Origin of the sequence: Aquimarina aggregata (assembly GCF_001632745.1) — a bacterium.
Lineage (GTDB): Bacteria > Bacteroidota > Bacteroidia > Flavobacteriales > Flavobacteriaceae > Aquimarina > Aquimarina aggregata.
Genome location: NZ_LQRT01000060.1, coordinates 211,360 through 232,027, shown reverse-complemented (window position 1 = coordinate 232,027; position 20,668 = coordinate 211,360). Strand labels below are relative to the sequence as shown.

Sequence of the window (20,668 nt, the reverse complement as noted above, 5' to 3'; positions counted from 1 at the left end):
GATGGTGTGTTAATTTCGTATTGCTAAAGTAACCCTTTCTTCTATCTTTTTTATCAATAATTCGGGTTCTTTATCTATCGAGATGGGTTCCTGTACTTCTAGCGTTAAATGTATCCCGATTCCCATGGGGAAATTTCCGTACTTTACTAGTTTCCAACTGTTGTTTATCGTTACAGGTACCACAAGAGCTTCAGGCGCATTTTTAAACAAAATCTTTAAGCCGGTAGCTGCAAACTCTTTAGGGTTTCCGTCTTTACTTCGGGTTCCTTCAGGAAAAATTACCGCTGCAAAATTATGTTCTGCGATATATTTTCCGAATTTTGACAGTGCTGGTATGGATTGCTTTGGGTTTTTTCTATCAATTAAAACATGACCGCCATGCCTTAAATTAAAGGAGATACTTGGAATTCCTTTTCCCAATTCGATTTTAGAAATAAATTTTGGCTTATGTCTTCTCAAATACCAAGAAATTAATGGGATATCAAACATGCTCTGATGGTTCGAAACAATGATCAGAGGTTTATTTTTTGGTAAATCATGTTGATTTTTAAAACTAAAGGTAACTCCTAGTGCATGCAAACATCTTAACAAACATAAATTCATGATGTTAATGACACCTCTATGAGCTTTAGCGCCTCCTAATGTTACACCTAGCCACTGTAACAAATGAAAAATGACTAGTGTTAATCCAAAAAGTAAGTAGAAAATTACAGAAAGCGGATAACTTAATATCCTTTTTATTGCCTCCATGATCTCTTTTAAAAATTATTAAATATGTCTTGTGTTATCGACGTGCAAGGTCTTACATTATTTCAAGTAAACCAATAGTTTTATAAAATAAAAACCGTTTGCATAGACAAACGGCTTTGTATTTTTATAGCATATATAATGCTTACTTTTTAACAATGCTCGTTGTACGCATCTTTAAGGTTTTCTGCAATCATATCTGCTGGTCTTCCTTCGATATGATGACGTTCTAACATGTGCACTAATTCTCCGTTCTTAAACAAAGCCATTGATGGCGATGATGGAGGAAATGGAATCATAAACCCACGAGCCTTATCTGTAGCTTCTCTATCAACACCTGCAAAAACAGTTACTATATGATCTGGTTTTTTATCATTTATTAAAGAAGCCTTTGCTCCTGGACGCGCATTTGCTGCAGCACAACCACATACTGAATTTACAACCACTAATGTTGTTCCTTCTTTTGCGATAGCAGTTTCTACAGCTTCGGCAGTTTGCAATTCATCAAAACCTACATTGGTAAGATCTTCTCGCATTGGTTTCACTAAATCTGCTGGATACATATTTCTTTTATTTTTTTGTATTACAATTTTATGCAAAGGTACAAATTATGTACTAAATACTGATTACTTACGTATAGTCGTATGCCCCTAATTTAACTAACATTATGATTTTTTTATTATCAATTAAGCATTGTCTATTAATTTTCTTGTAAAAACATCGTTTTTTTGTTCTAATAGAAAAAGTAATCACCTATTTAGTAACAAATATGGGTATTTAATGTCTAATAGTATGTAGACAAAATATCAATAGATAATTTCAGTTATCTTTACAACCCAAAAAAATATCGTACATGATTAAATGGTTTGCAGCCATATTAGGAGCAGGATTTTTTAATGTCCCAGGAGCAATTCTTGGTTTTATAATTGGTAGTTTAATCGATGCCTCTACAAATAAAGGCGGCAGTGTATTTAAAGAAGTTTTTAAACAAGAATCTAATATTACACCAGCAGATTTTGAGCTTAATTTATTGTCTCTATCTTCTATGGTTATCAAAGCTGACGGCAAGGTAAATCAAACAGAATTAGACTATGTAAGACAATATTTTGTAAGTGCCTATGGTAAAGATAGGGCTAATGCCACCTTTAGAACCTTTAATGAAATAATCAAAAACAGAGAAGTTTCTGCACAGCGTATTTGCATGCATATTAACCAACACACCAGATACCCTTCTAGATTACAGATTCTTCATTTTTTGTTCGGAATTGCAAAAGCCGATGGTCATGTAAGTGAGTCTGAAGCCGAAGAAATACAAAAAATCGCAGGGTTTATGCGTATCAACTTTAGAGATTTTGAAAGTATAAAAGCCATGTTCTTTAAGACTGGTGACCATGCTTATAAAATCCTTGAAATTGATAAAACTGCTACAGATGCAGATGTAAAAAAAGCCTTTAGAACTATGGCAAAAAAATACCACCCTGATAAAATTCAGCATATGGATGAAATCCATATTAAAGGTGCAGAAGCCAAATTTAGAGAAGTGCAAATGGCTTATGATCAAATTAAAAAAGAACGAGGTATGAGTTAGTTATTCATCAAAAGTGCTTATCTAAAAATACGTTGCCATAATACTTTTAAAAATAACCCAGCAGGAAGACTTGTTGTTATCTTTATTTCCTCTACAATTGAAGTTTCTTCGTCTAGAAATTTCAGAATTTTAACTCCTTTGTTCTTTTGAAATAACTTTGAAAACAATGTCGCTCCAATATAATTTTTCTTATACAAAAGGTCTATAAATAGTAGATCGTAATACCAAAACCTGTTTCTTTTTCCAAATTTAGACATATTGGTATTACCAGCTTTTAAGTAAAAGGTAAGTTCCTTAATCTTTTTTAAGGTTAAGCTAAAAGTAAATCCAGTACTGGGTTTGGTCCAACCACCTGCGGTACCAATATGTATGATATTTTTCGAATTATGTTTTCTAAAATCATAGCATGTCATAGGAATACAACCTTGCTCCTTTTCGACAATTTCGTAATCTGTAATTCCTTTGTTTTCTAAATACTTAATGATTTCTGTTTCATAATCCTGATATTCCAAAAGATCTTCAGAAAATAAAGTATACTCAAACAATGCTTCATTTTTAGAAAGTGAAAGCATATACATAAATCGTGTATTTCCTTGCTGGGCTAGTTCAAAATCCATAAAAGTGGCTGTATCAGCATCAAAAATTGAAGTAGTAGTTTTTACAAACCAACCAACAAAATGTTGATTTAAAACAGGATATTGCTTTTGATTTTTAAAATCAGTGGATAGCATCACACTATTAAAGATTTTTTGACCAATATAAATTCGAGTATCCGTTTTAACAATAGCTTTATCTCCTTCATCGCTAATAGAGATAATACTTTCATGGTGAAAGGTTATATTAGATTTTGTCTTTATTGTATCAAAAATATATGTATAAAAATCTTTGCTTCTGATCAATTTATATTGATATGGGAGGATTTTTATAGTATCTGAAAATTTTTGACTCCCAAAATAAATGGTATTCCACTTTTTACTTACAATTTCATCCCAAATCCCCAAGTCTTTTTCCCAAAAACACCAAGTACGATCATTTTGATTTTTGACTTCTTTATCTAAGATTAAAATTTGCTTTTCATCAAAAAAAGGATCAATTGCCATGTGGTAGGCCAACATTAATCCTGACGCTCCAGAACCCGAAATGATATAATCAAAATTTTGCATCTACAGAAAAGAAAAAGTCGTAAAAAACACCAATATAGCAATAAAAATATGTAGCGATATCTTGAAATGAAATACTTTTACGCTTTTTTGAAAAAGTATGTGCGCCAAAAATGCAGTAAAAAACCACCCTACGTAGTTTTGGATAGGAACTACATTATTTTCAAATTGCCAAAAATCAAATTTAGGAGCGACTCTTTCGATAACCACATCTAAAAGAACCATTAGCATAGCGGCCAAAGCAGATGTTAAAAATATGTTTTTATGAATTTTTATCACCAATCCTGCAGAACAATATACTAAAATCGCCCAATTCACGCCAATAATCCAAGGTACACCATAAATCTTAGCACCTAAATTATTTCCGTATTCATAATTCCCAAAAATCAAACCGTAGTTAACTCCCAAAAATTCTGTTATCATTCCTATGCTAAACGGAATTAACAAAAAGAGCAATAAATTCTTGTTGAATCCAGCGTTCCAAATAATAAGTATCAGATAAATAACTAGGTTAAGGCAGGTAAGTGGTAAAAACCAATCTTCATACCCGATAAGAATACCTATAATTCCCGAGATAGTAAACAGCCAAATGATAACAGCAGATATTATATTTTTTGTACTTGAGTGCATATAAATTATTTCTTAAAATCTTTTTGAACTAGTTCTGAAACTATCTTTCCTGACAATAAACACAGTGGTATGCCACCGCCTGGATGCACGCTGCCACCACAGAAATACAAATTTTTAATTTTACCAGAAAAATTAGCATGCCTTAAGAAGGCAGCATACTTATTATTACTTGATGAACCATACAATGAGCCTTTATATGATTGGGTTTTAGATTCTATAGACTTTGGATCCAAAATTTCTTCAGTTTCTATTAAACGCCGAATGTCTACTTTCAAAATCCTAGATATTTTTTTCAAAATATGCTGTCTTGACGTTTCTATGATCGTATCCCAATCTTGATTTTCATTGCACGGCACATTTATCATTACAAACCAATTTTCGCAACCGTCAGGGGCATCATTAGGCTCGTTTTTTGAACTTATATTAATATAAACCGTAGGATCTTTTGAAACTTCTTTTTTATTAAAAATAGCATCAAATTCATCCTTATACTCTTTTGCAAAAAATACGTTATGCAACTCTAATTCTGAAAACACTCGTTTGATTCCCCAGTAAAATATAAGAGCAGAACTTGATCTAGATTGTTTGAGTATTTTATTAGGATGCTTTTGATCCGGAAGCATTTTTTGATACGTAGGCACAATATCCATATTTGAAACTACTATATCTGCTTGAAGATATTCATCTTTGATTAAAACCCCTTTAGCCTTTTTGTTTTCAACAACAATTTGATCAACTGTAGTATTAAATCTAAATTTTGCTCCTAAATCTAGTGCTAATTGATATAAGCTTTTTGTTATGCTATACATTCCTCCTTGCGGAAAAAACGTTCCGTAGTGTTGTTCTAAATGCGGAATCATAGACATGATCCCAGGAGTTTTATAAGGAGATGAACCATTATATGTTGCAAATCGATCAAAAAACTGTACCAATCTAGGGTCTTTATATGCTGATGTATTAACCTTATGTAATGTTGAATCAATATCCAACACACCAATCTTCGCAATTGCCTTTAAAGTATCTTTAGAGAAGTATGTAGAAAACTTATGCAGAGAACTTGATAAAAATATTGAGCTAGTAAGGTCATATTTTTGCTTGCTCTTTTCGAAATATTTTAAAATTTGAGATGCTTTTACATCAAAAACGGATGAAGCCTCTTGGGCAAACTTGTTTTTGTCTGCAAATGCAGTAAACCGAGTTGTATCTTCATAAAAGTAATTGCAAACTTTCTCTTTTTTTACATAGTTAAGGTACTTGCTAATATCTTTTCTGCTGCTCTTGAATAGTTCCTCAATAAACTGTGGCATTGTAAATAAAGAAGGACCACAATCAAATCGGTACCCATTCTTTTTAAACTCTGTTACTTTTCCGCCAGGTGTGGTATTAGATTCTAAAACCAAAACATTGAAATTTTGGTTTTGCAGACGTATCGCAGCTGCAAGACCTGCCATACCTGAACCAATAACAATTGCTGTTTTTTTATTCATATCATACTTTAGAAGTATGTTCAAAATTCCGAAATAAGATCAGACTTTAAAGCTATACACGTTGTTTTTTGTATATCTTTAACTTCTGTTAAACGCGCTATGAGACGATTACTTATTCTACTGCTATATATAGTATCGACTGCTTCAACAATTGCTCAGGATACTACCAAAATTGAAATCCCAAAAATAATTTCAAAACTTAAAATCGAACATAGCTTAGACTTTGACTCAAAAAGCATCAAATTTGTTCGTGTACTTGAAGATTCTAGATGCCCAACAGGTGTATCTTGCATGTGGCAAGGCGAGGTAAAAATTCTTATTGAAATCTCTGAGAACAAAAAAGTAATTGAAGAAAAAGAACTTGTTTTTGATTCAAAATCTTCTTCACCTGATAAAGCAATACAATTACTTGTAACAGACCAAAAAACAATTTATGCATTTAATGTTAGCCCTTATCCAACTTCTGAAGGACCTATTATGAAGACAGCATATTTTCTTGAATTAATTGTTAAATAACGAAGACAGTACCTCATGAATCCAGTTGGTTTTGCTTTCTTTGCCAAATGATTTCAAATAAAGCTAAAGCTCATCTCGCCTTATTAACAGTTAATATTACTTATGGTGCTAATTACCTTATTGCTAAAGGGCTAATGCCGCATAAAATTGAAGCTTCTGCTTTGGTGTTTCTTCGTATTAGTGGCGCAGGACTTTTATTTCTATTTCTGAAATTTTTTATTAAAGAAAAAGTAGAGAAAAGAGATATCCCTAGACTTGCATTATGCGGAGTTTTAGGTGTTGCTACAAATCAGTATTTCTCTATGAATGGTCTTAGTCTAACCTCGCCCGTTGATGCTGCAATTATAATTACGGCAATGCCTATTTTCACTGTAATCATAAGTTATTTTTTACTAAAAGAACCTTTAACAACTCAACGAATTCTTGGCATATCAATTGGTGGCCTTGGAGCTGTTTTATTGATCTATTTAGGAAACTCTGGACTAGGAACCGGATCTCTTATTGGCAACGTTTTTATTGCTATTAATGCATTAGCTTTTGCTTTTTATTTAGTAATTATTAAGCCACTCATGGCCAAATACAAACCCATGACAGTTATCGTATGGACTTTTTCTTTCGGGTTTATAGCGATGTTTCCATTTTGTATCAGCCCCTTAATTAATACGGATTTTCACGCATTCGAGTTTTCAAATTGGATATCCCTATTTTATGTAGTGGTAGGTCCAACTTTTTTAGCTTATTTACTTAATATGTTTGCACTACAATATGTAAAGCCAACCGTTTCTAGTAGCTATATTTATGTACAACCGGCAGTTGCAATGATATTAGTTGGTATAGTGTCTTATCTTGTAGTAAATAGTCAATACCAAGGTGATATAACAGTCACGAAACTTTTATGTTGTATTCTAATTTTTGTTGGCGTATACTTAATTAGTAGCACACCTTTAAAGCGATTAAAGAAGTGATGATTTCTTTTTAAAGTATTGTCTTAATATTAATGTCATGGGTAGTACAATTGCTATTCCAAAAATAGCATACAAGACTCCTGAGTCCAATATATACAATACAAAAAGGAAAAAGAATATAAGTATTGATAGAAAAGATAATCCCCCTTTAAGATCAGATATAAACTGCTTGGGATTGTGTTTATAATCTAAGTAATATCCTATGATTATAAGGATCAATGACATCCACAACCAGAGTTACCGCAGGATTTTGAGCTTTTTTTCTTAGCAGAAGCCATTGATGGTTTCCAAAAAAACTTTCTAACAATAAAACCAATCGCTCCCGCAAACACTAGTAATACCAATATATTTTGTACAAGAATATTCATGATTTTTAAATTGTCGTTTAAAGATATTAAAAATTACATTATTTATTTCAAAACCTGGTAAGCAATTAAAGAAATACTATACGCTAAGACACTCATAAATACAAGTTGTGCCATTGGCCATTTCCATCCATTAGTTTCTCGTTTTACAATAGCTAGAGTACTCATGCACTGCATTGCAAAAGCATAAAATAGTAATAAAGAAATTCCGCTAGCTAGATTAAATAATGGTTCTCCTGTTTTTGCACTTACTTCTGCAGCCATTCTGTTTTTTATAGTTTCTTCTTCGTCACTACCAACGCTGTAAATTGTTGCCAATGTTCCTACAAAAACTTCTCTAGCAGCAAAAGAACTTATGATTCCGATACCAATTTTCCAATCATATCCTAAAGGAGCAACTATAGGTTCTATTGCTTTACCTGCATATCCTATAAAGGAATGTTCTAGCTTATACGAAGCAATTTCATTTTCTAAATCTTGTTCTGATAAATTCGTGTATTTCTCGGTTACTATTTCTTTAGCATTATTAAAATTATCATTAGGTCCAAAGCTTGCCAATACCCATAATATAATTGATATTGCTAAAATTATTTTTCCGGCACCAAAAATAAAAGCCTTAGTTTTTTCGATAACATTTATAGCCACATTCTTAAACAAGGGCACCTTATATCCAGGCATTTCGATCACAAAGTAAGATTTACTTTTAATCTTTAATATTTTATTTAATATCCATGCAGATCCAACCGCTGTTGCAAATCCAAGAAAGTACAACAACATTAAAGTCAGACTTTGATAACTAAATATCCAACCAATTTTTTTATCTGGAATCACTAATGCAATTATAATAAGATACACTGGCAATCTAGCCGAACAAGTAGTAAACGGTACCACTAGAATAGTAATCAATCTTTCCTTCCAGTTCTCTATATTTCGAGTAGCCATAACTGCCGGAATTGCACATGCGGTTCCTGAAACTAATGGAACAACACTTTTACCACTTAATCCGAATTTTCGCATTACTCTATCCATCAGAAAAACCACTCTACTCATATAACCACTTTCTTCTAAAATGGATATAAAAAGAAATAAAAATGCAATCTGTGGAATAAAAATAACAATACCTCCAAGTCCAGGGATAATACCCTCTGTAATTAAATCTACAAATGGCCCTTCGGGCAAAATAGATTTTGTAGTTTCACTTAACCAGGCAAAACCCTCATCGATAAGATCCATCGGGTATGATGACCAATCGTAAATTGTCTGAAATATTAATAAGAGAATGCAAAAGAATATAAAATACCCCCAAAATTTATGAGTAAGCACTCTATCTAATCTTGCACGCATACCAGTCGCTGCCTTTTCATCAATAACTTGTCCTTTTTTGAGAACATTATTAATAAATTGATATCGCTTAATGGTTTCCTTTTGCTGTAATCTTTTGAGCTCACTTTCTGACTTAATCTTAAAATCTGGTGCTAATGATATATCCTGCTTATCAATCTTTCTAAAGTTTACATCTTGAGTAATTACTAACCAAAGTTTATATAATGATTCGTTCGGAAACGCTTTTTGTAATCTTTCAAAATATTCTGGAGCAAATGATAATGCATTTACACAAGGTGTTTTAGATAATGATCCGTAAGATTCTATCAATTTTTTAAGCTCATCAATACCCTGATTTTTACGAGCACTTATTAACGCTATTTTAGTATTAAGTTCCTTTTCCAACAAAGGAATATCTAAAGTAATCCCTTTCCTATTCATGCGATCAGCCATATTGATCACTAAAATTGTCGGAATTTCTAAATCTTTAATCTGTGTAAAAAGAAGCAAGTTTCTTTTCAGATTTTCTACATCACTTACCACTACGGCTACATCGGGAAAATCTTTGTCTTTTTTATTAAGTAGCAATTCAATCACTACATTTTCATCAAGAGATGAAGCATTGAGACTGTAAGTTCCAGGTAAATCAAGAATATGAGCTTTTACACCACGAGACAACTTGCAAATCCCTTCCTTTTTTTCGACTGTGATTCCTGGATAATTACCTACTTGCTGATTCAGACCAGTAAGCAAATTAAAAACAGATGTTTTTCCAGTATTGGGGTTTCCTATAAGTGAAACTTTAATTTGCTTTGCCATAAATACTCCTTGCAATTATATAATCTGAACTTCTATCTGAGCTGCAATTTCTTTTCGGATTGCAAGATGACTACCATTTATAGTAAGATACATAGGGCATTGAAACGGAGCCGTTTGAAGCAATTCTACTTCATTACCAGGCAAACATCCCATTTCTAGTAGCTTAAGAGGAATAATATCTGAAGTAATCTCCTTAATTAATGCACGTTGGCCTCTTTTAAGATTAGCTATTGTAGTCTTCAAGTATTTATTTAGATTAATTTTAAACAACGCAAAAATAGGGGAAAAAATCGTATTCGAAAAGCTAAATTTTTCAAAATACAAATGACATATCATGAATTTTGTTTTTTAAATCAAAAAAACACATCTCAAAAAATAGGTTTTTAACGCTGTATGTATAGGCATACACCCCATTTTGAGTCCAATATCTTTGAAAATCAAAATTTTCGGACACTTAAATTTCATCCACAAAGTAGATTCGCTAACATCTAAATTTAGAAACAGGCGGAAACCGAAAAGCCTTAAAGAGAGTAGGTATTTATTAAAAATACCGCACAATGATTTCAAATTTTAAAACTTATGTATGCATCATCTTCTGTAGTCTCTTCATTATTTCATGTGAAAAAACAGAATATCCTACAGATAGCACAATTCTTGATCAGGAAATTTCTGAAAACAAAGCTGAAGTTATCCTAGAAAATGGAAACAAAATCAGTTTTCATAATATCGAGGACGGAGAACTTAAAGGTACTTTTTTACTAGAAGAGAGTGATTGTAATGAATGTTCTGTTCTTGCTAATATTAATGAAATGAACGATAATATTAGTGAAGAAGAGATTTTCTGGGCACTTTCTGAACCGGGAACACCAGTGCCTTCTTTTTTAACCATTAAAAACAAAAATACTTTAAACAAAACATCAGAATCTCAGGGATGGGCACGTAATGCTGCTATAAATTTACCTATTGGTATCGCTGGAAACCCAAGAAGAACTATTGCTTGTAAAAACAGCTCGTTTACCAACTCTATCGCTGGCGGTTTTTTAGGTACTCCAGAGTTCGTTGCTTTAGATAAAACGCCAAATAATTATCAAGGTTTTGTAAATGATTGTGCAAGTTTATCTCCGTCTGCATGTAATAAAGGTACACGTTACAAACTACATGCTGTAATGAATGACATCAAAAAGTGGCGAGGAAAAATTTGCAGTAAAGCTGTTCAAAACAGCAGCAATGATCATTATACGTCGAACAGTCCTACAGGTGGTTTATGTCAAAGTCCTCCTTGTAGTGCATATGTGGGTCCTGAATTATATTTTGAATATTATGCCAATAGAAGGTGGAAATCTATGAAGAATCCTTCAGAGTTAATCCCAAAAGGTTTCGAAGTTCCTGCAAATAGTACCAAAGTGTATACTTATGCATGGAATACCTCTAAAAAAACCTCATTTCGTTTACGAGTAAAAAATGCCATGGGTAAAGATCAATTTGATTTTATGATGGATAAAAAAGATGTAGAAATCGACCCTGGAAATGGCGGAGACAATGGAAATGTAACCCCAGGTGATTTTCCACAACTTCCTGCTCATATCGACCTGTCTTATGGTACGCTTGGATCCCAAAATTATCGAATTGTTGTAGATTTCACCACAATCATTGATGAAAAACCAAGAATCACGATTCCTGTACAATTTTTACCTACTCTTCCTTTTTACGAAGACGAAGTAATATTACCCAATAATTTTTGTGGAATGAGAATTAAAAAACCTTCAAGATTTATTTGGGAAACTGGAGATGGGCAATTAGTGAATAGTGATCCGTATAATTATGTTCCAGAAAATGGCCCTAATAGTTCAGTACAAAATATGTTTGGAAACAGTTATTACTTTGACGGCATACACTTTTCTGGTCCTATCGGAGCCTGCTCTACAAGTAATGAAAATTGGCATTTCCCATTTCCTTTTACAGATACGGGAAATCTGACCAATCAACCTCTTAGACTTACCATAGAACTAGAAGGAGAATCTGAAATAGAATTTCTAAATCACACATTATTAAATCCTGAAGAACCACTAGGAGCTGATGAATTATTTGAAGATGTTGATTTTAATGAGTTAATCGAATTCTTTAACGAAACTTTTTACGAAGGATTCCAACCTTGGATCGATGCAGTATGTGACGAAAATCCAGCAGAATGTCCTTTACAAGGGTAATAACTAAATAACTGAATTTATATTCAAAAACATTTATTTAGACGAGTTCGAAGTAAAAAACCTAATAGGTCTTAAGATCTTAGACCTTTACAGTTTCTAATTTCGGACTCGTCTATTTATAAATTTGAAGATCATTTCTTGACCTTTTCCTTTTTTAAAATAGCAATATCCTCTAAGAGCTTATCAATATCTTCTGGATTGGTACCATCATAAAACCCTCGAATCCTTTTTTTTGTATCAACTAACACAAAATTTTCTGTATGCACCATATCATAAGGCCCACCGTCTCCATCAGATTTTGCTGCTAAATATGATTTACGCGCTAGATCATAGATTTGCTTCTTATCCCCAGTAACTAGATTCCATTTTGTATCATCAACCCCTTTTTCTAAAGCATATTTCTTTAATCTAGCAACACTATCAATTTTTGGCGTAACGCTATGTGATAGTAATAACACTTCATTATCATTTTTTAGTCGATCTTGGATTTCTTTCATATGTCCAGTCATTATTGGACAAATTGTTTGGCAAGTTGTAAAGAAAAAATCAGCAACATAAATCTTATCTTTATAGGTGTCTTGCGTAACTTTCTCCCCATTTTGATTAGTTAAATTAAAATCTGCGATTTTATGGTACTTCCTGATATATTGTACTGTAGTATCCACTAACTCTGCATTTACCATTTCAGGTTTATAAACCAATAATTTTTTATCGGGTTTAAGAATGGAATAAATAATTGAAATAATAATCGAGGATAATACAAAGAGCACTACCGCAAAAAATTTATATCGAGAAAAAAACTGAAGCATAACCACCTTTTATATCTGCAAAATTACAAGGATTATTAGTTATAAAATCCTTTGCATACATTAAAAATATACTAAATCTTATGATATGAGTTATCGATATTTTTATATGCTCGTCTAAAAGGTTACTTTTGCGTGATTTAATTTTCAATTCGACCCATGAGTCCATTTTTTATAAAAGCAATACAGCTACTATTAAGTTTATCAATTCTTATCGTTCTTCACGAGTTAGGACATTTTATTCCTGCCAAGTTATTTAAAACTCGAGTTGAAAAGTTTTATCTCTTTTTTGATGTAAAATATTCACTTTTCAAGAAAAAAATAGGTGAGACTGTTTATGGTATTGGCTGGTTACCTTTAGGTGGTTATGTTAAAATTGCCGGAATGATTGATGAAAGCATGGATAAAGAACAAATGGCCGGGCCACCACAACCATGGGAGTTTAGATCTAAACCAGCATGGCAACGATTAATTATTATGCTTGGTGGAGTTACCGTAAACTTTATTCTGGCAATTATCATTTATATCGGAATAGCCTATAGTTATGGTGATATTTATATTCAGGCAGATAGTTTAAAAGACGGATTTCATGTTACTAATCAAGAAATAGGAGACAAACTAGGTATACAAACCGGCGATAATATTTTAGCTATCGATGGTACTAAAATTGAAGAATTTGGAAAATTACCTTTAGAAATCATTAATGGCAATATCATGACCATCCAAAGAGATGGAAGAACTTTTGATCAAGAAATACCTGTTGATTTTATCGCCAAATTACTAGAGAGTGATGAGAAGACCTCTTTTTTATCGGTACGTGTTCCTTTTATAATTAACGAAATTTCTGCAGGTTCTCACAATACTGGAGCAGATTTGAGCGAAGGAGATCGTATTGTTGCAATTAATGGAAACAAAGTTGCTTATTATGATGAGATTGTTTCATTTTTAGAAAATAATAAAAATTCTGAAGCCAGTTTCACGGTAAGCAATGAGAATGGGTCAGAAAAAATAGTTTCACTTAAGATAAATGAAGAGGCAAAACTTGGGTTAAGTTATCTTGCGGCTTATAGTCAATTAGAAAAATATGGCGCGTTTAGTCTTAAAACAATAAAGTATTCTTTCTTAGAATCTATTCCTGCAGGTATTCATAAAGGTACATCAACGCTTAGTAGTTATGTAAAACAGATGAAAAAAATCTTTAATCCTAGTACAGGTGCTTATAAAGGCGTAGGTGGTTTTGGAGCGATTGGAGGCCTTTTTCCAGATACTTGGAACTGGGGGGCATTCTGGAGTACTACTGCTTTTATATCGATCATATTAGCATTTATGAATATACTTCCTATTCCAGCTTTAGATGGAGGGCATGTAATGTTTTTGTTATATGAGATTATAACAGGTAGAAAACCTAATGATAAATTCATGGAGTATGCCCAACTAGCTGGATTTATTATTCTTATTACATTATTACTTTTTGCCAATGGTAATGACATATACAAAGCAGTCTTTGGATAAGTAGTCATTCTTAAAAATATTTTAAAAGCCCACTCCAAATTTCTTACGAGTGGGCTTTTTTTTATAGTATTCCTATTGATAAATAACAATTTTCATCTTTTTCCATGATTATCAAACCATATCTCAAAATTTGAGACATAGTACGATTAGTTTTACATCAGTTACCAAAATATAAGGTACAGGAATATTAAAATTATAAAATCAATTAAAAGATGAAAAACGTAATCGAATTAACAAATTTAGAAGCAAAAAACATCAATGGTGGAACAGGTCCAACAAATGGGGTTATTGATGACGGATCAGGAAACGGTTGTACAAGACCAAATCATCCTTCTATGCCATCTTTTCCTTATCCAAAAGAAATAATTTCATTCTAAAAAAATTGCTATCTCTAACTATTAAGAATAATGGGTAGGCTTTTTATGACGAGGTAGCTTAATAAATCCCTGAGTATCAAAAAATGACTTAGGGGTTTATGACATTAATTATCCCAAAATAAAATTGGATTTAGAGTGTGTTATTTTTTCTTGATTTATACTTTATGAAATAAAAAGTATAAAAAATTGAAAAAATCTTTTTGAGAACTAAAAAATAGTATATATTTGCACTCGCAAAAAGAGAAAAACGCTCTATATTTGCAAGACCAAAATTCCTCCTTAGCTCAGTTGGTTAGAGCATTTGACTGTTAATCAAAGGGTCCTTGGTTCGAGCCCAAGAGGGGGAGCAAAATTAAGCCTTAACTTATTAAAGTTGAGGCTTTTTTGTTTTGTAATATTAAAGTTATATCGATCATTTTTAGCATTATTTAATCATCATTGGTTATGAGAACAATGATGTTTTCTGCATTATCCCCTATTTTCTGGTTTTACATGAACTACTTAAGATTAATAACTAAAAAACTTAAGAAAAAACTAGCTACACATCTTTAGATAGTGCAGTTAAGCTACAAACTCTCACCATTAAGCTAAAAAAAGGCTTAGTATCAATACTTCATTTTACTTTTAATATACTTTATAAGAGTAAACAACTATAAAATAACCAAGGCTAACCTGAACATGACAATCTTTATATCTACATTTTGTTGTTTTTAGTTTAATCTCTGTTTTGAAGACCTACTAAATACTAAAAAATATAAATTAAAAAACTTAACTCTTAAAAACCATATTCTCATGAGAAAATTGCACTACTATCTCCAGTTATTTTTGCTAACAACCCTACTATTTACAACGCTACAAACACATGCTCAAAAAAGAGTGGGATATATGCAAAGTTGGAAAAATCAAATCACTTCAGATCAAGCCTCTAAGTTGACACATGTCATTTACTCATTTGCAACCATTCACCCTGATTTAGATGGTAAGTTAAATGCTATAGACGGTACTTACCTTAGTACTATGACATCTATAGCACACGCTCAAGGAGCTAAAGCTATTCTTGCAGTAGGAGGTTGGTTTCCGTGCAGCTATGCAAATCAATCTGGACCTTGTGCTGCTGATGCAAACCCAGAAGCGTTCGATGCGGTATCTAAAGGGATTGCAAAAACAAATTTTGTAAACAACCTCTACAATATGGTTGTACAATATAACTTAGACGGTATCGATATAGATTGGGAATATCCTAGTGCAAGTAGTCAAGGATTATATGTTGATTTATTAGCAGCACTTAGAACAAAGATGAATACACATCCAACAAAAAATTTAGAACTTTCTACAGCTGTACCTGCATCTGCATTTAGAGGTCAATATTTCTCTTCAGCTGCCCTGCAATATCTAGATGATATTCATATCATGGCTTATGATGCTAGCCCAAGGATAAATCATTCAACATACACTTTTGCTGCTAATGCCATAAATTATTGGCAGAGTCGCGGGGTAGCTAGTTCGAAACTACAATTAGGCCTTCCCTTCTACGGTTGGAATTCTAGCGGCGCTTCTATGGCTTATAAAGACATTGTAGCAGCAGATCCTAGTGCTCCAAACAAAGTCTATCCCAACAATAACACTTGCGATCAATCAAACGGCTATGGTTACAATGCAAAAAAATTGATTGAGGATAAAGTACAACTAGCTTTAAATGAGAACATTGGCGGCATCATGATTTGGGCTATTGACCAAGATCACTCAAACCCTTCCTATTCGTTGCTTAACACTATTGATGCTAAACTGAATAACGGAGGAGGTGGAGACGGAGGAGGTGGAGACGGTTCTGGTTCATGTACCGCTTGGTCAGCAGGTACACAATACAATGTAGGCGATATTGTAAAGTATAAAGGCAGTAATTATATCTGCGTAAATGATAATCCTGGTTATGATCCCGTAATTAGCACATGGTTTTGGGACCCAACCTCTCAAAATTGTGATGGTGGTTCTGGTGGAGGAACCTGTGCGCCATGGTCAGCAGGAACCCAATATTATACTGGAGACATCGTATCATATAGCGGATCCAACTATATCTGCGAGCATGATAATCCTGGCTACGACCCTACGATTAGTACTTGGTTCTGGGAACCTACATCTGCTGGTTGTAAAGCGAGTAGATCAAAAACCAATCTCGTTGAAAAAAATAAGAATGTACGCATCTACCCAAACCCATTAAGCAATACCATTCTCAACTTAAGTATTAAATTAACTGAAGGTTCAGAAATTGACATAAAAATTCTTGATATTCAAGGTAGAGTAATTAAGAAGGTTAGCTTAGGTAAAGTAGGTGCTGGTCAAAACAGTTTCCAGTTAGACGCGTCTGAATTGAAAACAGGTTCTTATTTACTCTATATCATTTCTGACCAGGGTGTAAAAACCGATCGGTTCAATGTGCTATAATTTTCAAAGTATAAAAGTAGGTTGATTGATTATTTTATAATTACTTAACATTCAATTCATAAACCTTGTAAGGAAAAAGAATATTTTTCGACTTTGTTGTTAAGGGATTTTTTGTTAGTTGGAATTAGCCCATTTTTCCATAATAAAAAAATCACGATTAGGCCTTAGGAATTAATTTTCTAAGGCTTTTTTGTATCTTATTGTTTACTAGTATTATCGCATAATTCTCCCCCCTTTTTGAAATTCTTTTCGAATACCATTTACAATATATTCATGATAAATTGTTTTTTGTTTTGCCTCTAGCGCACATAAACAAGCATACTGAACAATATTCATAATCTCTGCCCCAGATAGCTCATATTTTTGAGCAATGCTCATTAAATTTACATCGGTGTGTAGTCTTATTTTCTTCGGAAATGCTTTTTGCCATAAAACCAATCGTTCAGATGCCTTTGGTAAAGGAAAATGGATAATAGCCTGAAATCTTCTGATGAAAGCCTCATCAATATTACTTTTTAGATTGGATCCAAGAATTACAAGTCCTTTATAACCTTCTATTCTCTGCAGCAGATAAGAAACCTCTTGATTTGCATATTTATCATGTGCATCTCTAACATTTGTACGTTTACCAAATAACGCATCAGCCTCGTCAAAGAAAAGAATGTTTTCTGTTTTTTCTGCCTTTGCCAAAAGATTTGCTAGATTTTTTTCGGTTTCGCCTATAAATTTTGAAACTACCATTGACAAATCAATTTTATACACATCTTTACCGGTATGCTTTCCGAGCAAACTAGCCGTAAGCGTTTTTCCCGTTCCTGGGGGACCATGAAATAATACTCTATATCCCGGTTTTAGTTTTTTATACATTCCCCAATCATTAAGCAATGTATCTCCATGTGTAATCCAAGTCTGAAGTTCTTGAATTTGTTTATTGGTATCTTTATTCAATACTAGATCTTCCCATTCCATTTCAGTCTCAATGACTTGAGCTGGAAATTTCATACTAAAACCTGGCTTATTTGCTTTTCCTAATAGGAAAATTTCTGCATAATCATTAGATAAGACTAGTTTTCCGCTCATTTTAGGTTCCCCCTCAGGAGCATCTTCTAACCAAAGAATTCTTTGTTTATTAAAAAAGTGGTCTGGCCCAAAAAACTGATGTATTTTCTTTTTCTTTTTAAGGTCATCATCTGCCGCTAATAAAAACAAAATTGTTTCTCCAGTGGGAATAAAACCTCTAAAATTTTTACCTCTTATTCCTCCTAACTGAGGGAAATCCCCGGTAGAAGTCAACTTATTTTGGATAATACTATCTAATAGATTACCATAAATATGTGGACATAGGGTAACCAGCAATACTAACTTTTCTTCTGTAGTTAATTTTGCTTTTACCAATAGATCCGGAACGTGAATAGACCATTTTTTTAACTCTGGCATTACTGGTTCTGGAATTGTAGACTCTAATTTAAAATAAGTATCTAAGCGAAATTCTATTAATTCTTTAAGGTAATTGAACTCTAGTAAATCTGTCATTTTAATTCTTCGTAATTACGTGTTTTTTTAAAATAAATTAATTAAAAAAATGGCCTGCTCCTCCATCTACGCGAGTAGTAGATGTTGAATTATATAGATTCCTTCCTCGACTATCTCTCATATTAATAATTGCGTTTCTTAAGTTTGTATCAATAACCGATATTGAATTACCAATATCGGTTGCTATTTGACTTAAAGATTTTGAAGTTGGTGCTGCACTTAATATCTCATTAAGTACTGTATTATATGTACTCGGCGCACGTTTTGCAGCTGAAACAAAGCCCCAATAATGTGTTAAATTAGCATTGGCTAGTCTAGAAGCAGAAGTTACCCAGCCTGGTGCAGATCCAGAAGGCACATTTCTAATCTCATCCATAACATATTTACTTTGAGACCTATATGCATTCATTTCTAAATCAATTGTGCTTATATCGGTTGCCGTTGTGGTATTAAAATCATCCTGAGCATGAGTTAGTTCATGAATAATTAATGCTCTATCGGTAATTTGAGCTAACTCTAAATTAGTTGGTAAATATAAAGTATCAGCTTTTCCGATATCCTGATCTGTAGAATATTGATATGATGCGTCTCCTTCACCTTGTAATCTTCTATAAACCCTAGGGATCAAAGCGTCTACTTTAAGCGAACCATTTAACAATCTATTTGCTAAGGGGTGGTTATATTCTTTGGCTATAATGTATGTAATCCCAGCCATTACTTTATCCCCAGAAGTACTATCAGAAGATGCATTGTTCATTGCATTAAGAACACTTAACGGCTCGACAGAAGATCCCGACATTAAATGTATTACTATGCTTTCTGCTTGCCTATGAAATGATCTACCTCCTGCTGTTTCTATTTCTTCAAAAATTCTTGTTTCGATTTCATCATTTAAATCAGTAATGTTTTCTGAACTTATCCCTAATCTCACCATAAGTCTTCTAAATCGTAAAGCATGAATATCATTTGGTATTGATTCTCTATTAAAATTAACAATATAATCCCTGTTAACTTGTGATATTGATGCCATAGGCAGTATAAAACTACCTCTTCTATGTGCTGTTAACAAAGTAGCATTGGCGGTAGATCGCATAGCTGCCATTAATAATAACTCTGAATGTTTAACTGTTCCATTTCTAGCTATAGCATATTGTCTGAGTTCTTGGATTTCATTATCAACTAAAGGACCATCCGACACGGCTGCTTTGACCCTTCTAAAAAAAGAGTTCTGTCTAAAAATATAGTTATTCGTGTAATTTCCTGAAGCATCTACTTCTGCTTCTTTTTGGATTTTTTTTTTCCTCCTTGTTGTACGACATGAGTTAACTCATGTGCAAGCAGATGTTTTCCTTTATTCGATTCTGGATTATACTTCCCTGAATTAAAATACACGTCATTACCATGTGTAAATGCCTGAGCACCTAACTCTTTGTTCATTCTAGCCGCTTCTTGATCTGTATGAATATTAACATCGGTGAAATCCGTACCAAAAGAAGTTTCCATTTCTTCTTTTACATTTTTAGGTAATTGTTTTCCTTTTCCAGATTTTTCTTTAATAGCATTAGATAATCCTGTATTGGCAGTTTGTCTGGTGGTATTCGAGTTATGTTTTGCTTGCACTTCTTCCTCTTCTTCACCCTCCATCATTTGCACAGGTTCCTCTTCTTCTTCACCCATCATCTGAACAGGTTCCTCTTCTTCCTCGCTCATCATCTGCACAGGTTCTTCCTCTTCTTCTCCCATCATCTGCACAGGTTCCTCTTCTTCCTTACTCATCATCTGCACGGGTTCCTCTTCTTCTTTTCCTTCCATTTTTTGAACCTCAGGTTTTTCTTGCACCAATTTATCTTCTTCTACTCGCTGCTCTGCCGTACCTAACTTTTCATCTTCTTGTGGTGTTGCTAACGATTCTCTTTGGATGTCACTAATCTCTTTATTCTGAATATCCGGTTTCGCCGAATTGTTCACTACCGCATCCGCCATACTATCCGCTTCTTTTTCATACTTATCACCTGGCTGACCAACAGCTAATTTGGGCTGTATCGCTCCTTTTGAAGTATTAAAAAATGGTTTTTTATTTTCTTTTGCAAAAAAAGGAGTAGCTTCTTTTTCTGCTTCTTCATTTGTATGTGGACTTTTGTTTCTACGACCAGAGAATATATTTTTCATCGCTTCTATTTTTTTAACTACT

At 33.1% G+C, this 20,668-nt stretch carries 19 protein-coding genes and 1 tRNA gene; 8 read left to right on the top strand and 12 right to left on the bottom strand.

The window, feature by feature from the left end; all coding sequences use genetic code 11:
- Nucleotides 1-9: 9 nt before the first annotated feature.
- Both AWE51_RS25610 and AWE51_RS25605 read right to left on the bottom strand, forming a co-directional pair.
- Nucleotides 10-750, bottom strand: a complete 741-nt coding sequence (locus tag AWE51_RS25610) for a lysophospholipid acyltransferase family protein (protein ID WP_317041856.1) — start codon at nt 748-750, stop codon at nt 10-12.
- Between the two features lie 149 nt (nt 751-899).
- Nucleotides 900-1,310 (bottom strand): BrxA/BrxB family bacilliredoxin, encoded by a 411-nt coding sequence (locus AWE51_RS25605; protein WP_066320169.1) that lies wholly within the window; start codon nt 1,308-1,310, stop codon nt 900-902.
- A gap of 290 nt (nt 1,311-1,600) precedes the next feature.
- Here AWE51_RS25605 and AWE51_RS25600 point away from each other — a divergent pair, with 290 nt between their 5' ends.
- Nucleotides 1,601-2,335: a TerB family tellurite resistance protein gene (locus tag AWE51_RS25600; RefSeq protein WP_066320167.1), complete on the top strand. Its 735-nt coding sequence runs from the start codon at nt 1,601-1,603 to the stop codon at nt 2,333-2,335.
- 17 nt (nt 2,336-2,352) lie between these two features.
- On the opposite strand, the gene AWE51_RS25595 is transcribed toward AWE51_RS25600, so the two are convergent.
- Genes AWE51_RS25595 through crtD form a run of 3 tightly spaced genes read right to left on the bottom strand, consistent with a single transcriptional unit; the run spans nt 2,353 to nt 5,612 of the window.
- The gene (locus AWE51_RS25595) at nt 2,353-3,498 is read right to left on the bottom strand and encodes a lycopene cyclase family protein (RefSeq protein WP_066320165.1); all 1,146 of its coding nucleotides are present in this window, start codon (nt 3,496-3,498) and stop codon (nt 2,353-2,355) included.
- The gene (locus tag AWE51_RS25590; RefSeq protein WP_066320163.1) at nt 3,499-4,125 is read right to left on the bottom strand and encodes a carotenoid biosynthesis protein; all 627 of its coding nucleotides are present in this window, start codon (nt 4,123-4,125) and stop codon (nt 3,499-3,501) included.
- A gap of 5 nt (nt 4,126-4,130) precedes the next feature.
- Entirely contained in the window at nt 4,131-5,612 is a 1,482-nt protein-coding gene (gene crtD / locus AWE51_RS25585; protein ID WP_066320160.1) for a 1-hydroxycarotenoid 3,4-desaturase CrtD, read from the bottom strand.
- 99 nt (nt 5,613-5,711) lie between these two features.
- Between crtD and AWE51_RS25580 the strand changes: the two genes are divergently transcribed.
- Together AWE51_RS25580 and AWE51_RS25575 are read left to right on the top strand one after the other, a co-directional pair.
- On the top strand, nt 5,712-6,128 hold the full coding sequence (locus tag AWE51_RS25580) for a hypothetical protein (protein ID WP_066320159.1): 417 nt from the start codon (nt 5,712-5,714) through the stop codon (nt 6,126-6,128).
- 47 nt (nt 6,129-6,175) lie between these two features.
- Complete coding sequence (locus AWE51_RS25575) at nt 6,176-7,093, top strand: DMT family transporter (protein WP_066320158.1); 918 nt, start codon at nt 6,176-6,178, stop codon at nt 7,091-7,093.
- 215 nt (nt 7,094-7,308) lie between these two features.
- On the opposite strand, the gene AWE51_RS26925 is transcribed toward AWE51_RS25575, so the two are convergent.
- From AWE51_RS26925 to AWE51_RS25565, 3 genes are read right to left on the bottom strand one after another with little or no spacing between them, the layout of a single operon-like run.
- Entirely contained in the window at nt 7,309-7,461 is a 153-nt protein-coding gene (locus AWE51_RS26925; RefSeq protein WP_162900344.1) for a hypothetical protein, read from the bottom strand.
- 42 nt (nt 7,462-7,503) lie between these two features.
- Nucleotides 7,504-9,600 (bottom strand): ferrous iron transport protein B, encoded by a 2,097-nt coding sequence (gene feoB, locus AWE51_RS25570; RefSeq protein ID WP_066320373.1) that lies wholly within the window; start codon nt 9,598-9,600, stop codon nt 7,504-7,506.
- Between the two features lie 15 nt (nt 9,601-9,615).
- A complete protein-coding gene (locus AWE51_RS25565) occupies nt 9,616-9,843 on the bottom strand; it encodes a FeoA family protein (protein ID WP_066320370.1) in 228 nt (75 codons plus the stop codon).
- Nucleotides 9,844-10,157: 314 nt separating this feature from the next.
- On the opposite strand from AWE51_RS25565, the gene AWE51_RS25560 reads away from it, so the two are divergent.
- A complete protein-coding gene (locus AWE51_RS25560; protein WP_066320156.1) occupies nt 10,158-11,807 on the top strand; it encodes a hypothetical protein in 1,650 nt (549 codons plus the stop codon).
- Nucleotides 11,808-11,938: 131 nt separating this feature from the next.
- On the opposite strand, the gene AWE51_RS25555 is transcribed toward AWE51_RS25560, so the two are convergent.
- Nucleotides 11,939-12,616 carry an SCO family protein gene (locus tag AWE51_RS25555; RefSeq protein ID WP_066320154.1) on the bottom strand — a complete coding sequence of 226 codons (678 nt, stop codon included), beginning with the start codon at nt 12,614-12,616 and terminating at the stop codon, nt 11,939-11,941.
- 156 nt (nt 12,617-12,772) lie between these two features.
- Here AWE51_RS25555 and rseP point away from each other — a divergent pair, with 156 nt between their 5' ends.
- The 4 genes from rseP (at nt 12,773) to AWE51_RS25535 (ending at nt 16,944) form a co-directional block, all read left to right on the top strand.
- Entirely contained in the window at nt 12,773-14,125 is a 1,353-nt protein-coding gene (gene rseP, locus AWE51_RS25545; RefSeq protein WP_066320147.1) for an RIP metalloprotease RseP, read from the top strand.
- A 212-nt stretch (nt 14,126-14,337) separates the two neighbouring features.
- Complete coding sequence (locus AWE51_RS26795) at nt 14,338-14,502, top strand: hypothetical protein (protein ID WP_157766231.1); 165 nt, start codon at nt 14,338-14,340, stop codon at nt 14,500-14,502.
- Between the two features lie 273 nt (nt 14,503-14,775).
- Nucleotides 14,776-14,849, top strand: a tRNA-Asn gene (locus AWE51_RS25540).
- Nucleotides 14,850-15,294: 445 nt separating this feature from the next.
- A complete protein-coding gene (locus tag AWE51_RS25535; protein ID WP_066320140.1) occupies nt 15,295-16,944 on the top strand; it encodes a glycosyl hydrolase family 18 protein in 1,650 nt (549 codons plus the stop codon).
- A 213-nt stretch (nt 16,945-17,157) separates the two neighbouring features.
- On the opposite strand, the gene AWE51_RS25530 is transcribed toward AWE51_RS25535, so the two are convergent.
- The 3 genes from AWE51_RS25530 to AWE51_RS25520 form a co-directional block, all read right to left on the bottom strand.
- Nucleotides 17,158-18,477 carry an ATP-binding protein gene (locus AWE51_RS25530; RefSeq protein WP_066320138.1) on the bottom strand — a complete coding sequence of 440 codons (1,320 nt, stop codon included), beginning with the start codon at nt 18,475-18,477 and terminating at the stop codon, nt 17,158-17,160.
- A gap of 37 nt (nt 18,478-18,514) precedes the next feature.
- Complete coding sequence (locus tag AWE51_RS25525) at nt 18,515-19,675, bottom strand: hypothetical protein (RefSeq protein ID WP_066320136.1); 1,161 nt, start codon at nt 19,673-19,675, stop codon at nt 18,515-18,517.
- Between the two features lie 71 nt (nt 19,676-19,746).
- Nucleotides 19,747-20,646, bottom strand: a complete 900-nt coding sequence (locus AWE51_RS25520; protein ID WP_066320134.1) for an eCIS core domain-containing protein — start codon at nt 20,644-20,646, stop codon at nt 19,747-19,749.
- Between the last annotated feature and the right edge of the window lie 22 nt (nt 20,647-20,668).

Coding starts and splice junctions, on each gene's coding strand:
- AWE51_RS25610 (WP_317041856.1), bottom strand. CDS start 750: ATGGAGGCAATAAAAAGGATATTAAGTTATCCGCTTTCTGTAATTTTC.
- AWE51_RS25605 (WP_066320169.1), bottom strand. CDS start 1,310: ATGTATCCAGCAGATTTAGTGAAACCAATGCGAGAAGATCTTACCAAT.
- AWE51_RS25600 (WP_066320167.1), top strand. CDS start 1,601: ATGATTAAATGGTTTGCAGCCATATTAGGAGCAGGATTTTTTAATGTC.
- AWE51_RS25595 (WP_066320165.1), bottom strand. CDS start 3,498: ATGCAAAATTTTGATTATATCATTTCGGGTTCTGGAGCGTCAGGATTA.
- AWE51_RS25590 (WP_066320163.1), bottom strand. CDS start 4,125: ATGCACTCAAGTACAAAAAATATAATATCTGCTGTTATCATTTGGCTG.
- crtD (WP_066320160.1), bottom strand. CDS start 5,612: ATGAATAAAAAAACAGCAATTGTTATTGGTTCAGGTATGGCAGGTCTT.
- AWE51_RS25580 (WP_066320159.1), top strand. CDS start 5,712: ATGAGACGATTACTTATTCTACTGCTATATATAGTATCGACTGCTTCA.
- AWE51_RS25575 (WP_066320158.1), top strand. CDS start 6,176: ATGATTTCAAATAAAGCTAAAGCTCATCTCGCCTTATTAACAGTTAAT.
- AWE51_RS26925 (WP_162900344.1), bottom strand. CDS start 7,461: ATGAATATTCTTGTACAAAATATATTGGTATTACTAGTGTTTGCGGGA.
- feoB (WP_066320373.1), bottom strand. CDS start 9,600: ATGGCAAAGCAAATTAAAGTTTCACTTATAGGAAACCCCAATACTGGA.
- AWE51_RS25560 (WP_066320156.1), top strand. CDS start 10,158: ATGATTTCAAATTTTAAAACTTATGTATGCATCATCTTCTGTAGTCTC.
- AWE51_RS25555 (WP_066320154.1), bottom strand. CDS start 12,616: ATGCTTCAGTTTTTTTCTCGATATAAATTTTTTGCGGTAGTGCTCTTT.
- rseP (WP_066320147.1), top strand. CDS start 12,773: ATGAGTCCATTTTTTATAAAAGCAATACAGCTACTATTAAGTTTATCA.
- AWE51_RS26795 (WP_157766231.1), top strand. CDS start 14,338: ATGAAAAACGTAATCGAATTAACAAATTTAGAAGCAAAAAACATCAAT.
- AWE51_RS25535 (WP_066320140.1), top strand. CDS start 15,295: ATGAGAAAATTGCACTACTATCTCCAGTTATTTTTGCTAACAACCCTA.
- AWE51_RS25530 (WP_066320138.1), bottom strand. CDS start 18,477: ATGACAGATTTACTAGAGTTCAATTACCTTAAAGAATTAATAGAATTT.
- AWE51_RS25520 (WP_066320134.1), bottom strand. CDS start 20,646: ATGAAAAATATATTCTCTGGTCGTAGAAACAAAAGTCCACATACAAAT.